This is a genomic window from Phycisphaeraceae bacterium (genome assembly GCA_019636655.1).
In the GTDB taxonomy this organism is placed as follows: domain Bacteria; phylum Planctomycetota; class Phycisphaerae; order Phycisphaerales; family UBA1924; genus JAHBXB01.
In genome coordinates this window covers 61,650-77,478 of record JAHBXB010000007.1, presented here as the reverse complement: position 1 = coordinate 77,478, position 15,829 = coordinate 61,650, and the positions used below count along the sequence as shown (strand labels likewise).

At 67.5% G+C, this 15,829-nt stretch carries 13 protein-coding genes; 6 read left to right on the top strand and 7 right to left on the bottom strand.

All coding sequences use genetic code 11. From position 1 onward, the window contains the following. Window positions 1–82: 82 nt before the first annotated feature. A complete protein-coding gene (locus KF745_14920) occupies window positions 83–553 on the bottom strand; it encodes a hypothetical protein (protein MBX3359710.1) in 471 nt (156 codons plus the stop codon). Window positions 554–799: 246 nt separating this feature from the next. Here KF745_14920 and KF745_14915 point away from each other — a divergent pair, with 246 nt between their 5' ends. Next, the gene (locus tag KF745_14915; protein ID MBX3359709.1) at window positions 800–2,026 is read left to right on the top strand and encodes a hypothetical protein; all 1,227 of its coding nucleotides are present in this window, start codon (window positions 800–802) and stop codon (window positions 2,024–2,026) included. Between the two features lie 54 nt (window positions 2,027–2,080). Then, window positions 2,081–2,416 (top strand): hypothetical protein, encoded by a 336-nt coding sequence (locus tag KF745_14910; protein ID MBX3359708.1) that lies wholly within the window; start codon window positions 2,081–2,083, stop codon window positions 2,414–2,416. Window positions 2,417–2,533: 117 nt separating this feature from the next. On the opposite strand, the gene KF745_14905 is transcribed toward KF745_14910, so the two are convergent. Further along, on the bottom strand, window positions 2,534–3,940 hold the full coding sequence (locus KF745_14905; protein MBX3359707.1) for a hypothetical protein: 1,407 nt from the start codon (window positions 3,938–3,940) through the stop codon (window positions 2,534–2,536). A gap of 205 nt (window positions 3,941–4,145) precedes the next feature. Here KF745_14905 and KF745_14900 point away from each other — a divergent pair, with 205 nt between their 5' ends. Beyond that, window positions 4,146–5,411 (top strand): hypothetical protein, encoded by a 1,266-nt coding sequence (locus tag KF745_14900; protein ID MBX3359706.1) that lies wholly within the window; start codon window positions 4,146–4,148, stop codon window positions 5,409–5,411. A 138-nt stretch (window positions 5,412–5,549) separates the two neighbouring features. Further along, window positions 5,550–7,133 carry an aldehyde dehydrogenase family protein gene (locus tag KF745_14895; protein ID MBX3359705.1) on the top strand — a complete coding sequence of 528 codons (1,584 nt, stop codon included), beginning with the start codon at window positions 5,550–5,552 and terminating at the stop codon, window positions 7,131–7,133. Between the two features lie 47 nt (window positions 7,134–7,180). Here the strand turns inward: KF745_14895 and KF745_14890 are convergent, their stop codons facing one another. After that, the gene (locus tag KF745_14890; GenBank protein MBX3359704.1) at window positions 7,181–9,244 is read right to left on the bottom strand and encodes an HDOD domain-containing protein; all 2,064 of its coding nucleotides are present in this window, start codon (window positions 9,242–9,244) and stop codon (window positions 7,181–7,183) included. Window positions 9,245–9,530: 286 nt separating this feature from the next. Here KF745_14890 and KF745_14885 point away from each other — a divergent pair, with 286 nt between their 5' ends. Continuing rightward, entirely contained in the window at window positions 9,531–12,359 is a 2,829-nt protein-coding gene (locus KF745_14885) for a DNA translocase FtsK 4TM domain-containing protein (protein MBX3359703.1), read from the top strand. Window positions 12,360–12,439: 80 nt separating this feature from the next. On the opposite strand, the gene KF745_14880 is transcribed toward KF745_14885, so the two are convergent. From KF745_14880 to KF745_14870, 3 genes are read right to left on the bottom strand one after another with little or no spacing between them, the layout of a single operon-like run. Further along, window positions 12,440–12,919: a hypothetical protein gene (locus KF745_14880; protein MBX3359702.1), complete on the bottom strand. Its 480-nt coding sequence runs from the start codon at window positions 12,917–12,919 to the stop codon at window positions 12,440–12,442. A gap of 49 nt (window positions 12,920–12,968) precedes the next feature. Further along, on the bottom strand, window positions 12,969–14,270 hold the full coding sequence (locus KF745_14875; GenBank protein ID MBX3359701.1) for a glycosyltransferase: 1,302 nt from the start codon (window positions 14,268–14,270) through the stop codon (window positions 12,969–12,971). 8 nt (window positions 14,271–14,278) lie between these two features. Continuing rightward, window positions 14,279–14,566, bottom strand: a complete 288-nt coding sequence (locus KF745_14870) for a hypothetical protein (GenBank protein ID MBX3359700.1) — start codon at window positions 14,564–14,566, stop codon at window positions 14,279–14,281. Between the two features lie 91 nt (window positions 14,567–14,657). On the opposite strand from KF745_14870, the gene KF745_14865 reads away from it, so the two are divergent. Beyond that, complete coding sequence (locus tag KF745_14865) at window positions 14,658–15,218, top strand: hypothetical protein (GenBank protein MBX3359699.1); 561 nt, start codon at window positions 14,658–14,660, stop codon at window positions 15,216–15,218. Window positions 15,219–15,278: 60 nt separating this feature from the next. Here KF745_14865 and KF745_14860 read toward each other — a convergent pair whose 3' ends face one another. Further along, window positions 15,279–15,614: an RNA-binding protein gene (locus KF745_14860; protein ID MBX3359698.1), complete on the bottom strand. Its 336-nt coding sequence runs from the start codon at window positions 15,612–15,614 to the stop codon at window positions 15,279–15,281. Between the last annotated feature and the right edge of the window lie 215 nt (window positions 15,615–15,829).

The following is a 15,829-nucleotide window of genomic DNA, read 5'->3' as shown; positions in this document are numbered from 1 at the left end:
GAGCATACCGAACATTGGGCGGACGCAACAGAGAGTAATCGAGATCGTGAGTCAGGCGAGCCAGCGATCGCGACTTTCGGCCCTAGCCCTTCCGCCCCTTCCCGCACTCCGGGCAATCCCCGCTCAACCCCGTGCAGTCGTACCCGCACCCCGCGCACTGCGTCGCGGGCCGCCGCGCCCGGCGCACCGCCATCACGACTGCCGCCCCCGCCAACGTCGGCATCCACAGCGGAAGACTCACCGACCAGTTCGCGTTCCCCGACCCATCATCCCAATATCGCACCACCCCCTCCTCCGGCCACCACCGCAGCGTGAAGGGACGGCCCATCTGGAACCACAGCCCACCTACCGACCACCCCATGGTCGTGTACGCCCCCAAGTTGTGCACCGATACCACCCCGTCGCGCAACCACATCGTTCGCCGCGGCGTGCACCGCCACGTCACCAGCCACATCGACGCGACCCAGCACACCGCCCCGGCGCCCGCGACCGCCCAACCGGCGCCTCGCACCCACCGACGCCAGTTCCGGATATTCCGTGCTCCCGCTGCCATGAGGGCAAGCCTACCCGGGACGCACGTCAGCTCGTGTAACGGAGTTGTCAACAGCGACGATCCGTCTCCGTCCCGCACGGGCAGACGAACATGGAAGTGCTGGACACGTCTCAGGTTACATGATGATTAACGCCATAAGCCACAATATTGTGGACTCTCGATTGTGCACCGTTTTCAGTCGATGCTTGCAATGACGGTCGGTTTCAAGAGAGTATGTCGTCGTTGATCCTCTCGGAGGCCAGACCCATGCGATATTCCCGCAGCCTTCAATCCACTACAAATATCCTTCTGCTCATCCTCCTTATCCTTGGCCTTGCAGGCTGCATCACCACCAAGGAAAAGTCTAAAGAACTCGCCCGCGTCGCGAAGGACTGGTGCCTCACCATCCGCGCCTCGCAGGTCATGCCTGTCTACCCGCTGACGCGCGACCTCCGTCCCGGGGATGTCTTCATCACCACCACGCCCATCGGGAAGGAAGTCGACCTCTTCGAAGAGAAGGGCTTCTTGCCGCTGGACGTGCACATGAAGCGCCTCGACACGGACGCCGCGATCAAGGCCTTCTACGCCACCCGGCTCGGCGACGGCGCCGCGTTCCCAAATCCGGTCAACACGTGGACCGATCTCCCCGCCGCGGCCTTCCCGGACTACACCGTCGAGATCTCCCGCTCCGGCGGCATCAACCTCGCCATACCCGTCCAGGGCATCCCGGTTGGTCTCAGTTACCTCGGGGCCGCCGCGGCGAGCGCCACCGTCTCGCTCAAGGGAGCCCAGACCGCTGGTCTGGACCTCGCCACCCTCCAGCCCATCCTGCAGACCTGGGAGATCGACAACCGTGGCCTGCTCTCCGCCTACGCCACCGACCCCGCCGATCCCAAGGCCACCCCGGTCTTCCTCCGCATCGTCACCCGCGTCTACCGCGTCAAGTCCGTCTCGGTCTACCTCGACGACGCCTCGAAGTCCGGCGCCGAGGCCGCGGCGGGATTCGAGCTCCCGACGCCTGATCCGGGCGCCCCCGACCCCAAGAAGACTGCCGCCGAGCAATACGAGGAGATCGCGACTCGCCTCAACACCAAGCTCACCGACCAACTCGGCGGAAAGGTCCGCCTGATCAATGTCTCGCGCCGCTCCGTCACGATGGACGAGGACTTCCCCGAGGCGATGTGCATCGGTTACATCGCCTACGACTGCCAGATCCTCCCCGGCGGGGTGCTGAGCGCGCCGGTCCCCTCCTACCAGCGGCTGACAGGCGCCGCGACGGCCGAGACCGCGCCGCTCAACAGTGCTTCATTCGTTCAGGCTTGGTACACCGCCGACGAGGCCGCTCGTGTCCCCCTCATCCGCGCCTGGATCACTCAGAATCTGACGCCGCCCGATGGGGGTGATCCGCCAAATGCGGTCAGCGTCCTCTCCGAGTCCAAGTGGGACCTCGAGCGCCGCCGCATGATCCGGGACCTGGGCATGATGCCGCGCTGACTCGCCTGCTCGGCAGCCTTCCGACGAAATCGCCCCAATCCAGGAGCCGCCTCGATGGCCAAGTCCCCCACGAAATCGAAGAAGAGCAGCGCCGGATCCCGCGCCAAGAGCAAGCCCGCGCCCGCTGAACCTGTGCACCCCAGCGTCCACGAGATCGGCCGCGTCGTGGCCGCGGGCCGGACCGTCGCGGGCAACCGCGTCGACGGCGCCGCCACAACGGCCCTCGCCGACGCCGGAACCGGAGCCCCCGCTTCCGCCGGCTCCACCATCGTGCCGCGCGTCAACGTCGGCGCGGCGGTTCAGGCCGCCATCAGTTTCGAGAACGCCGCACAGGTCATGGCGCAAGCCACCGACGACACTCGCCAGATGTTCAGCGTGTCGTGGGGGTGACTCTCACTCAAACGGCCCTGCCGCCAAAAAATTGCCGCGGCCCGGTTGTGCTCCCGGACCGCGGCACGCAGCCTGCACCCGCGCCCAATCGCGGGTAACCGCCTTGTTTTCATCCCGTCAGCAGCCATTCTGAATCGCAGCCACCCACGCGCTCACGAACTGAGCGATATCAACAGGCTCCACCACGCCATTACCGTCAAAGTCACCCGCCAGCGTTCCCTGCTGCAGGCTGGTCAGCCATGCGTTGATGAACACGGCGATATCCGTAGGCTCCACGGCTCCGTTCCCATCGAAGTCCGCAGGACAACCGGGGCCGTCGGACAGTGTTGCTATCCAGGCATCCGATGCAAGGCCGAACTCTGGATCGACCTCGCGGTACCCCCAGCCGGCCACGGTCTTGCCGTCCGCAGAGACCCCGGAGACCTGCTTGAGCACCCAGTCGGACATATCCGCGCCACCCTGCGCCAGCACCTCCGCCAGCACCCGTATTCCGTGCGCCTCGTCCCAGATAAACGGGGTGCTGTTTCCGAGGTTCGATGCGATGAGTGTCCCGACGATTATCGATCCGTCCGCCGAAGCCGCCACCGGCCGGCTGTGAGGCAATCCAAGGTCCGGCCGCGCACCCAGCAGGACCAGCCCGTCGCTCTCCGTCCAGCGATAGGCAAGAAAGCTGCCGTAGGACGAAGTCACAAACTGCGTGCTCGCAATTCCGATCACGGTCGATCCATCCGCTGAGATCGCCACCGGCTGCGAGTTCACCAGGTTCGTGGGCACACCGGTCAGCGGGATCTGCTCGAACCCGTTCTCCTCGGTCCACAGGTATGTCTCAAAGGGCGTCGAGAGCAGCTCGCCGTCATTGTCGTAGTACGCCTGCAGCGTGTGCACCAGCACCTTCGAGCCATCGCCACTCACCGATGTCGCCCATGACTGCTGCGAGAACGGCACCTCGCCAAGATCCACCATACCCGTCGCGGCCGTCCACCGGAACCCGTGCACAGCCCCGTCGGGAAACTCCTCCGTCACCGTGGTGCTCGCTCCCACCAGCACAGATCCATCATGGGAGGCGGCGTGGACCTCGCTCGGGTCACCGATGTACTCGTTCCCCCCCGCCACATAGCCCATGTACGAAGTCCCCTGCCCATCGACCCATCGTGCCGCCCCCCACCCGCCGCAGAACGGGCATTCCGGTGTGTCCACACATTGGAACAAGAAGCCGAACTGTGTGTTCCCATCACCCGAAATCCGCGACAGGTACGTGCTCTCGACCGTGCACAACTCAGGAATCAGCACCGTGCCCTCGGCTTGAGACCACCGGTATGAGTGGTACCACCCGTCGTTTCCGAGATAAATCCCCGAGATCTTCGATCCGTCAGCCGACAGCCCCATCGCATAGATCTCCCAGTATGGGAGATCCGTCGGCACCGCTTGCAGCGTCGCCGTCTGCCCCATGGCCGAACCCGCTCCGGCAAGAGCCATCACCATCGCCTGCTTGATCACGCGCTGAGCCAATCGGGAAACGTGCATGACAGGTCCTTTTCTGTTGGCCTCTCGGGGAGCCTCGCCAAGCCGTCAACCGCTGACTACGCGGCGGCGCTCCCGAATTGTCGCCAACATTACCACCTGACATCGACCGTGCCAGTAGTTTCCGGAAATCTTGCAGGAAATTTTCTTGCGAATGTTTCCACACGGCGTGTGGCCTGTACGGATTTGAGTAGCCATAATGACCTGCATGACCCCAGCAACTCTCTCTGAATCCAGTCTTGAGGAGAATGCACGAAGCGCCATCCACCGGCTGCAGTCTTCGCTTGCAGAGGCTATGGATCAGGTACGATCCGAATGGAACCCGTCCACCGGCCGCTTTTCCGATCTCGGCACCAGGCTTGGCATTGACAAGAAGCTTGCATGGAAGATCGGCCGGGTCATGCGTACCAGCGATCCCTTCGATGCGGCGACCAACCTCCCCGGCAGCGCTGGGTTCGAGAAGTTTCTCGTCGCCGCGCAGAAGTCCGGCGTGTCCGCAACGTCGATCGCTCGTCTTCGCAGCAACTACACCGACTACTTGGCGTTGATCCGCACCCACGCTCCCGACAAATCGGCCTTTGAGACCATGATCTCCCGGTACTCTCGGGGTGGCCCCACGCGGACCGATCTCGACCAGCGAAAGGCAGCGTTTCGTGCCAACGCCTACCTGTTCGGGGTCCGTGCCAAGCTACAGATCCGCGCCGATTTTCTCCACCCCGCGGTCTCGGGCCGGCCCGAAATGATGGACGTCGCTTCAGTTCGCGGGTTCGTCGACCTGGTTCGCACACGACCCGAGGTTGCCTGGCCGATTAGCCGCGTCGCCTACCGCGACGACCACCAGCACATCGCTACCTCGCTCCAGCACCTTGAATCAATCGATCCTCCGGAGCGATTCTCCAGTGCCAGCGAGTTTGTTGATATCCCGCTGCTTGGCGAGTTCTGCTCCCGTCCGCTCGCCCGAATTTACGGCATCGCGAGCCCTGATGGATTGCCTGAGGCCATGATTGCCGGCGGCGCGGTTGGCCAGACCGGCGCCTGCACCTGCATCACCGGCGAGGTCAGCCGCGACCACGCCCCCACTCGACGCGACGCCAACAACCACTTCACCGGCGCCGCAGTCCGATGCTTCACGCCGGCGGAGCTTTTCGTGTGCGACCAGTACGTGCACCGCGATCTCTTCGGCAAGATGGAGTACGAGGTTCTCCAGGTCAGCGAACTCAACAAGCGTGCGACCGGCGACCGGCAGCTCGACGTCATGCGTCTTCCGATCCGCGAGCGAGTCGCTTATCTCGGCACCGGCACCGACGTCAGCGGCCTCGAGGCATTCCCGCGGTTCCGCGAGATGATCTCTCATGTGTTCAGCAGACTCGGCTGGAAGGCGGACGACTTTTTCGTCTACCGACTTACACTGCAGTACCCAACCGTTCCGGCCTGTGTCCTGATTGAACACCCCCTCCCGCCACGCGCAACATAGAACCGATTCCACTAGAAAACCCGGTCTCGCCCGACACGATCCGATTCACTCCACCGGCGGGCGCTGTCCGGCATTACCGCTCGTCTGCCACCAGGTGCCGCATATCCTGCTGCTTCTCCACGTTGTACTTCGAGCATCATGCCCACCCACCTGCCCCTCGATTCCGTGATCGAGTCCGCGGCCAGCGCGATACGCTGGCTCCGCACCACAGATCGGTCCGCGCTTCTTGACGCCATCGCCGGCTCGCTCTCCGCGAACCGCGACTCGATCATCCGGACCACCGCGGACGAAACCGCCCTCACCCCCGACGAACTCGCCCCCGAGTTCGACCGCATGGTCGGGACCCTCGCCATGTTCGCCGACGTCCTGCGCGAAGGCTCATGGCTCCGCGCGGCGATCGATCCCCACTGGCGCGCCCCCACGCTCCCCCCTCCGCCGCACTCGGCCCCCATCCCCAACGGGTGCATCGGCCCCAACCACGACGTCCGCCGGATGCTCATCCCGCTCCCCGGCGTCGTCGCGGTCTTCGGCGCCAGCAACTTCCCCCTCGCCTACGGCGTCTGTGGCGGCGACACCGCCAGCGCCCTGGCGGCCGGTTGCCCCGTGGTCGTCAAGGAACATCCCGCTCACGTCAAGACCGGCCGGCTCCTCGCCCGCATCGCCGCCGACGCTTGCCGCGAGCGCAGCGGGCCCAAAGGGGTGCTCGGCTACATCCCCGATGCCGACCCCGGCGCCGACTTCCGTACTGCCCGTGACCTTGTTTCACACCCCTCTGTCGTCGCGGTCGGCTTCACCGGCTCCCCCGGCGCCGGCCTCGCCCTCGATCGCATGGCACGCGAGCGGCCGACGCCCATCCCCGTGTTTGCCGAGATGGGCAGCACCAACCTCGTCCTGGTCACCCGCGACGCCGCCACCCAGCGCCCCCGGGAGATCGCCGACGAACTCGCGGCCTCGATCCTCTCCCGATTCGGCCAGCAGTGCACCAACACCGGGCTGATCCTGCTCGATGCGCCCGACACCTCAGCCACGGACGACAGGCACCCGTTCTTTGCTCGTCTGCGCGAGTCCCTGCTGGCCGGCCGTCCCCGCCGAATGCTCTCGCCCGCTGTTCATCGCGGCTACCGCGACCGCCTCAACGATCTCGCCGCGGCTCCTGAGACGGACGCCAGGATGCACGCGCCCCCGCACACCGGTCTGGCGCCGCTCGTCGATGTGCCCGCGATCATCTTCGCGCGACCTGGCCCGGACCTCTTTGATTCCCCCCGCTTCCGCGCCGAGATCTTCGGCCCCGCGTGCATCGCCTCAACGATCGATCTCTCGCGACTAGAACCGCTCATCGCCCTGCTCCGCGGCGTCACCGGCACGTCACCGTGGGGCGCACTCGTAGCCAGCGTCTACCTCGGCGAGACCATCCGTCCCGAAGACCGCGCGGTGGTCGAGATGCTCCAGCACGCCGCGGGCCGACTCGTTATCAACGGCCCTCCCACCGGCGTCCGCGTCTCGGCGGGTACGGTCCACGCGGGCCCCTTCCCCGCCACCAACCGCCCGGACGCCACAGCCGTCGGCCCGCTGGCCATCGAGCGATGGTGCCGGCCGGTCTGCTTCCAGAACTGCCCCGAGGCGCTCCTGCCGCCCGAACTCCGCGATGCGAATCCGTTGAATCTGGTCCGACTGGTCAACGGCTCCTGGACGCGCGACGCGGTCCGGCCCTCGAGCCGCTGAGGAAAGCCGGACCGCGCCGCCAACGCACACGCCCACTTCGAATCGTCCTATGCCGCGGCCTTTGCCGCGCCGGACATGGTCTGGATGACCCCCGCAAGCCAGCGATCAAAGTCGCTCAACATCTCGGTCTTCAGGGCGTACGCGTTCGCGCCCGCCTTGAGGCACAACTCCCGGTCCGCCTGTTCGGTGGAGGCCGACACCACGATCACCGGCGTTATGCCGAACACCGGCCGCGTCCGCAACTCGCGCACGAACTGCTCGCCGTTCATCCCCGGGAGCAGCATGTCGCACAGGATGAGGTCCGGCCGCTTCCGAGGGCCGATGCCCTTCTCCAGCGCCGACAGCGCCTCCTCGCACGAACCCGTCACCGTCACCCGCGCGTTGCACCGCTTCTGCAGGAGCAGCGACATCAGGTGCGCGGCCATCGGATCATCCTCGATCAGCAGGATCTCCATCACCGGCGTGCCCGACGCAGGCTTCGCCGCCGCTGCGGACGCAGGCGATTGCTTGACGATCCCGCCCGGCCTTGCCGCGTGCACCGCCGGCGTCCCGCCGATCGCGACCCGCGCCGAGCTCTCGTCTCGCGGCGTCGATGCGGCCCGCGCCAGCGGCCGAGCCGCCCTGGCCGTGTCGATCGCACCCTCGGTCGCCATGCACACCCGGTTCCGCCCGCCTCGCTTGGCCGCGTAGACCCCCTGGTCTGCGGCGTGCACCAGGGCTTCGGGGCTGGCGAACGAGATCCCCGCTCCCGGCTCCATGCTCGCCACCCCCACGCTGATCGTCACCTTGATCGCCTGTGCCTTCGCGCCGGTCCCCTCGAGAGACACCGGCGTCGCCTCCATGGCCGCGCGGAGCGATTCGGCCATCTCCATAGCGCGATCCAGCGTCGATGCCGGCAGGATTACGCCGAACTCCTCGCCCCCGTACCGGCACACGTCCCCGGCGTCGCCGACGTGTTCGGCCAGTCGCCGCGACAGCTCCATCAGCACCGCATCCCCCGCCTTGTGCCCGTGCTCGTCGTTGACCGCCTTGAACTTGTCCGCATCGATGAACAGCACCGACACCGAGCCCCCGGGCTGGCACGCCGCCTTGAACGCCGCACTGACCGTATCGTCGAAGTACCGCCGGTTGTACGCCCCGGTCAGCGCATCGGTCACGGTCTGCTTTACCAGCACTTCGTTGTTGTGCTGCAGCTCGATCTGCTGCATCACGAGCCGCTCCTGCGCACTGGCGAGGATTGCCGCGATATCCGGGTTCTCCCCCGTCCGCACTTCGAGCGCCCGAGCCAGCTCCGCGCCGTCCGCGGCGGCAGACTCGATCAGCCCGACGACCCGCTCCGACGTGAGCCCGAACCATGACTTGCCCCACTCCCCGGCCCGCTCGATCTTCTCGCCGTTGCTCTTGAGCGTCAGCGCCCCGGCAAATACACCGGCCAGCGCCACCACCCGCACCAGCGCCGTGAACTCGCTGTTCTCGGTCACCGCGAGGTGGTGCCGAGCGATGCACCGCACCAGCGACGGCGGCAGTTTCCACCGCTCCGCCAGCGCCTCGCCCGCCGAGCAGTGGTCGAACCCGAGCGCCTGCCGCTCCGTAGTAAAAAGCCTGTCGTGGTCCTCGCCCGCCTCGTGGATCACCGCCGCGTAGTCCTGGCCGAACGTCGCGTTGCAGGCGAGCATCCCGATGTCCTGCACCAGCGCTCCAAGGAATGCCTCCTCTGGATCGCACGCCCGCGTCTCGGTCGCCAGACGTTTCGCGCCGGCTGCACAGAAGGTCGCCCGCCGCCAGTATGCGTCCAGGTCAAACCCGCTCTTGCTCGCCCCCTTGGAGCACTCCACGAGGCTGAAGCCCAGCGCGACCGACTTGACCGTATTGAGCCCCAGGTACCCCAGCGCCCTCTGGATCGTCCTGCACGGCTGCTGCAGCGCGTAGTACGAGGAGTTCACCGTCTTGAGGACCTTCGTCGCCATCGCCGGGTCCGACTGAATCGCCCCGGCGATCTGCGTGATCGTCACGTGCGGGTCCGCCGTCAGTTCCAGCAGCCGCACCGCGGCCGATGGAAGCGACGGGAGGGTCGAACACGACAAGACCTTCTGAAGGCTGGGTGCACTCATCAGTCACATCCATGTGAAATCGATCGCCAGACAGAACCAGGACAAGACTCCCTGGTCCAGTCCGACAACCGCTTGAGGCACCACACTCCTGGGTGCGGCCTTGCCACTCAATCGGCCTGTTTCGTGGCCAGTGTGAGCCACCGGGCTAGGGTTCGCGCCCGAAGCCCACATTTCTGTGGCACGAACTTCCCATTCAACACCCCCTGAATAGGGAACGCCGATTGCCTACGCCCCACCGGCGGGCTTTTGACCCCCCCTTGCCGACCCGGCCGATAACCCCCCTCTTATGGCTGAGAGTGCACTTTCCCGATCCGCCGGTCGGGCCCTCGGGGCTTCCTCCGCGCGCGCGTCCAAGTCCGCCTCCTCCTCCCATGACCCTTCGCTCCTCTGGCGACGGGTCTTCTGGATGGCCCTGGCCGCGTGCTGGCTGTTCCTGGCGGTCAGCGCCGTCACATTCAACCTCGCCGACCCCCCATCCCCGATCGTGACCCCGGCCAACGACCCGGTCGCCAACTGGTGCGGCCGTGTCGGCGCCGCGGCGGCGTACTACTCCTACGAGATGCTCGGCCTGGGTGTCTGGGTCCTCATGCTCCTCTGGGGCCTGCACCTCTCCATCATGGCCGCGGGCAAGCGCGTCGGTCACCTCGGCGTCCGCTTCCTGGGCGCCTTCCTCATGGCCGGCTCGTTCGCGGCGATCCAGGCCCTGCTGCTGCCCAACTCCGGCCCGGTCCGCGGCCTCGGCGGCGGCCTGATCGGCACGGTGGGCACCCACGAACTGACCACCCGGTTCAACGCCCTCGGCGCGTTCATGATCCTCTCCCTGGTGTTCATGGTCGGCGCTGTCGTCGCCCTCGACGCCTGGGCCCTCGTCGCGGCCCTGTGGGCGGGCAAGGCGGTCATCAGCGCCGGCCGGCCCGTCGCCCGGCTCGCGGCGTCCGTGGGGGGAGTGGCCCGAGCCAAGGTCGAATCGGTCGTCGCCGCCCGCCTCGCCACCGCCGGAACCGACCCCGAGGTCCGCCTCAACGACCTCGACGATGATGAAGAGATCCCCGGCCGCGAAGAGAAGCCGCGCCGTGCCCGCACCGCCGAACCCGACGATGACGACGAGCCCATGCTCGAGTTCGGCGATGAGTCCATCACCGTCGATGAAGACGAGGAGGCCGCGCTCGAGACCGCCGAGGCCCGCGCCCACCAGAAGGCCGCCGCCAAGGCCCGGCGCGCCCGCCCCGTCGCCGAAGCGGTCGACCCCTACCCGCCCGTTGAGGACGACACCGAACCCGCCGCGGCCGACGACGCCGAGCCCGCCCAGCCACGCACGTACGACCCCGAGGCGCTCCGCGCGAAGATCGCCCGGCTCCCCCTCCGCTTCGCCTCCGCGACCACCCGCGCCGCGACCGAAGAGGACATGCGCGACATCCAGAACGCCTCGGAACTGGAGGGCTACCAGTTCCCGGGCCTGGACATCCTCGAAGACCCGGAGGTCAACTACTCCGAGCGCATGGAGGCCTTCGTCCGCGAGCAGGCCGAGATCCTCGGCCGCGCCCTGGCCGAGTACCGCATCGACGGCGAGGTCGTCGGCATCGAGTCGGGCCCGGTCATCACCAACTACGAGATCCGCCTCGCCCCCGGCACCAAGGGCGCCGTCCTGCAGTCGGTCGCCTCCGACCTCGCCCGGGCCCTCAAGGCCATCAACATCCGCATCGTCCCCAACACGGCCGGGCGCGACACCGTCGGCATCGAGGTCCCCAACGCCATCAAGGAGAAGGTCCGCCTCAAGGAACTCATGACCCGCTCCGAGGCCGCCAGCAAGATGGCCCTCCCGATGTTCTTGGGCAAGGACGCCGCCGGCGAGCCGCTGGTCGCCGACCTCGCTTCGATGCCTCACCTGCTCATCGCCGGCACGACCGGCTCGGGCAAGTCGGTGTGCATGAACACCGTCATCATGTCCTTCCTCTACACGCGCAAGCCCAACGAGCTCAAGCTTGTGCTGGTCGACCCCAAGATGGTCGAGCTCAACCAGTTCAAGGACATCCCCCACCTCATGTGCCCGGTCGTCACCGACATGGCCAAGGCCGCCGCCATCCTGGAGTGGGCGGTGGGCAAGATGGACGAGCGCTACGAACTCCTCGCCGAAGCCGCCTGCCGCGACATCACCAGCTACAACTCCCTCCCCTGGGAGGAACTGAAGGAGCGCTTCAACCCCGCCACGCCGGACGAAGAGGCCCGCATCCCCCGCAAGCTTCCCTACATGGTCTTCGTCATCGACGAGCTGGCCGACCTCATCATCACCAACAAGGAAGTCGAGCAGTTCATCGTCCGCATCGCCCAGAAGGCGCGTGCCGTCGGCATCCACCTCATCGTCGCCACGCAGCGGCCCCAGGCCAACGTCGTCACCGGCCTCATCAAGTCCAACATGCCAGCCCGCATTTCGTTCAAGGTGGCCAGCGGCATGGACTCCCGCATCGTCCTCGATCAGAAGGGCGGCGAGCTGCTCCTGGGCCAGGGCGACATGCTCTACCTCTCGCCGCGCTCCAGCAAGCTCACCCGCGCCCAAGGCACCCTCGTCGACGACGCCGAGATCCGCAAGGCCGTCAAGTTCATGCGGACCATCGCCACCCCGACCTACGAGCGCCAACTCATCCAGCTCCGCTCCGCCGGCGCCGCGGCCGAGGCCGCCCGCGACGGCTTCATGAACGCCCAGGAGGACGACCTCTTCGACAAAGCCGTCGAGATCGTCCTCGAGACGCGCCTCGGCTCGGTCTCCATGCTCCAGCGCCGCCTCGCCATCGGCTACACCCGCGCCGCCCGGCTCGTCGAGATGATGGGCGAGGCCGGCATCCTCGGCGCTCACAAGGGCACCGTCGCCCGCGAGGTCATGATGTCCCTCGACGAGTGGCACGCCCTCAAGGCCCAGGCCGAGGCCGACGCCCAGGCCGGCGGCCCTCCGGACGCCTCGGCGTCCGAGCCCTCCCCTCAGCGGCTGTCACTCGCCGACGCCGTCAGCGGCGCCCGCTCCGACTCCGAGGACCCCTTCGAGGATGCGTTCCAGGACGAGGACGGCGACGAGCGCCACACGACCGTTCCCCGGCGCGACGACGACGACTCGATCATCTGAGTCACCGATCTGGTCCCAACTGAAAAGGGCAGGCCGAGGCCTGCCTTTTTTCATTGGTATCGATTCGACGAGTCTTCGATCTATGGGTTCGCCGCCGAGCCCGAGTACCCCGATTGGATCCACATCTCGCGCGGCACCGGGATCACCCTCCCATCGCCGTTGCGCGAGGCCTCCAGCGAATCCCGCGTGCCCGTGATCGTGATCGAGTACGGCGCCGGCGGCAGGATCTCGTACCAGTAGAACACCGACGGCTCGAACGACGCATCGATCGTCCACACCTCCGCCTGCACGTACGACTCCGCGGCGGAGACGAACCCGGCCGTCTCGCTCACCCAGAACTGCTTCGTGGACCCGGGCTTGATCTCCACCACCCGGGCGCTCCGGCGCGACCCCGTCTCGTTCGTGCCCCGCTGGCCCACCCAGATCCGCGCGCCGAGCATCGCATCGGACTCGTTGGAAATGCTCACGCTCGGGCGGCTCGCGGAGCAACCCGCGAGCAGCGCACCGAGCACGGCCGCCGCGATCACCTGGATCCAGCACCGATTCGCATGGGTCGTCATCGTCCACCTCCAGAGTGCCCCCACCACGCCCCGATGATACTTGAACGGGCTACCGCACCAGACCGGCGTTGTATTCCACACCCGATCGGGGTGACTCGCCATTCGCATGGAGCGCCTCCAGGTGCTCGACCGCACGCGCCGCGCCATCCTCCGCGGCCACCATCTCGCCCAGGCTCGCCGCGCGCCGACACACGCCGTCATCCTCGAGTATTCCCCGCAGCGCCTCGCACAGCCGCGGCGCCGTGGCCCTGGCGTGGGGGAGCATCCCACCGACCCCAAGCCGCACCAGCCTCGCTCCGTTGTCGAACTGGTCGTGCGCCAGCGGACACGCCAGCGACGGCCGGCCCGAGCGCAGCGTCTGCGCCGTTGTGCCGATCCCCGCGTGGTGAACCGTCGCCGCGGCACGCGGCAGCACCGTGGAGAACGGCGCGTACGTGAATGCCCGCACCGTCGGCGGCAGGCCCCGCGGTGCATACTCGGTCCGCCCCACCAGCAGCACACCCCGCCGGCCCAGCAGCCGGCACGCCTGCGCCGCGTGCTCGTAGAACCGCCCGCTCGCATGCACCGCCGCCGTGCCCAGCGAGAACACGATCGGCGGCTCCCCGTCACCCATGAACCCCTCGACCTCACCCGCATCCGCCTCGTTCGCTGCGTGCCGGTCAAACCACGGGAAGCCGCAGATCCGCCCCGTCGGCGGATCGCCCTCGATCGGCGGGCAGAATCGCGGCGACCACAGGCCCAGGTTCACATCCCCGCCCAGCGTGTGCGACAGGTAGATGTTCTTCTGCTTGGGCAGCCCCATCTCCCGCCGGACCCGGTTCAGCGCCGGGTCCAGCAGCACCCTCAGCAGCCCCCGCGCCACCGCAAGGTTGAGCCGCACCGTCCACCCCGCCGGCTCGGCGCTCGACGTCGGACGCAGCACCGGACGCGAGCCCGGGTTCATCCACGCGATGGGCGCCAGCCCCGCGATCGCCAGCGGGATCCCCGCCTCCCTCGCCACCCACGGCACGCCGAGGCAAATCGAGTGCGACACGATCACATCCGGCCTGAACTCCCGGATCGTCTCCCGCATCCGCTGGATGATCAGCGGCACATGCGGCAGCAGCAGGCGCCGGAAGACCACCATCGGCCCAACCATCGGGTCCATCGCCCGGCTGCCGGCGATGAGTTCCTTGAGGTCCACCCGGTCCCCCAGCGGGTACAGCGGGATCCCCTCGTCACCGGCCTGCGATTCAAACGCCGGGTTGATCAGCAACGCGGGCTCGTGCCCGCGCGCCGCGAGCGCCCGCGCCATCGCCATGAACGGATGCACGTCCCCGTGAGAGCCAAGCGTGGTCAGCAGCACTCTCATCCGCGGCGTCACCCCTCGCGAGATCCCCCGCCTTCGCGCCGCGCCCCCCCGCTCCCACCACCACCGCCCCCGTCCCCAGCGCCCAAATCCTTCTCACGGCTGCGGTGCAGCTCGACCTCCTCGATCGTCGTCCGCCGCAGCGTCACCTTCCCCTCCGGCGTGTCCTTGGTCTGCTCCTCGACCTTCTGGCTCACCACCTTGCGATCGCGCGACACATCCGCCCCGGCCCCCTTGATAATGTGACCGAAGAACTCCCCGAGAGATCGGGCGATCGATTTGCGAGGCGGTGTTGGCATCGCACCCTTTCCCGGCCGACTCCTGCCAGATGACCAAAGAACGCAGCGGCTCCGCACGAACGCAAACGAGCCCGCCTCCCAAGGATAGTGCATGAGCGCCACCGCGCCACAGTCTCACGCCGGCCCCACCGAAGCCCCCCCGCTGTTCTACGAGGTGCAGCACCCGCCCACGTGGGCCCGGTGGCTCTTCGCCATCGCCACGATGCCCGCCGTGGTAGTCATTCTGGTGGTCCTGGTCCTCTCGCCCCGCACCGGCGGCTCCACCTGGCCGCAGACCATCGCACTCGGCGTCTTCGCGTCCTTCATTCTCTCGCTGACGCTCCTGATCTCCCGGCTCAGCCTCACCATCGCCGTCAACCCGCGTCACATCCGCGCCTCCCTCACCCCGATCTGGCGCACCACGATCCCCTTCGCCCGCATCGACCGCTGCGAGGTCATCGATTCCTGGGCGGGCATGAGCAGTGTCGGACTCCACTGGGTCCCCAGGACCGGCTGGGTCTACTCCATGGGCGCCCGCCGCGCCCTGCGCATCAGCCTCCGCAGCGGCCGCCGAGTCCTCCTCTGCACCCCCCGCGCCGACGACCTGCTCGCCGCGATCTACCTCGCCGCGGGCGGTGACAGCCACCCGGCCCCCAGCCCGCCGGCCCAATGAAAAACCGGGGCCCACTCGGGCCCCGGCTCCTTGAAATCAGATCATCTGTTCGACCGCTGATTACCAGCCGCCGCGGCCGCCGCCGGAGCGACCGCCGCCACCGCCGCCGCCGAACCCGCCGCGACCGCCGCGACCACCACCGCCGCCACCCGCCTCGCGCGGCTTGGCCTCGTTGACGGTCAGGTCGCGACCATCGATGTTCTTGCCGTTCAGGCCGGTGATCGCGGCCCGAGCGTGCTCATCGTTGCTGAACTCGACGAACCCGAACCCGCGCGGACGGCCGGTGTCGCGGTCCATCACCAGGGTGGCCGAGGAGACCTCGCCGAACTCTTCGAAGAGCTCGCGCAGGCGCGACTCGGACGTGCTGAACGAGAGGTTACCGACATAGAGCTTCATCATCTGCTGCTTCCACAGTTTGCCCGAGAGAGATTTCAGACCGGTGCTTGAACTCGGGCAAGAGGAAGCGTCGGCAGGCCTCCAGAACCCGGTCTTGTCTCCCCGACATTGGGAAGCTGGTGGGTCTGGAGTCGACCCAAGCATAGCCGGGCACTTCCACCCCAAGCCACAGGTTCCCACTCCAGCCCCCCTCCCTTTGCCGCCAGGGGTGATTC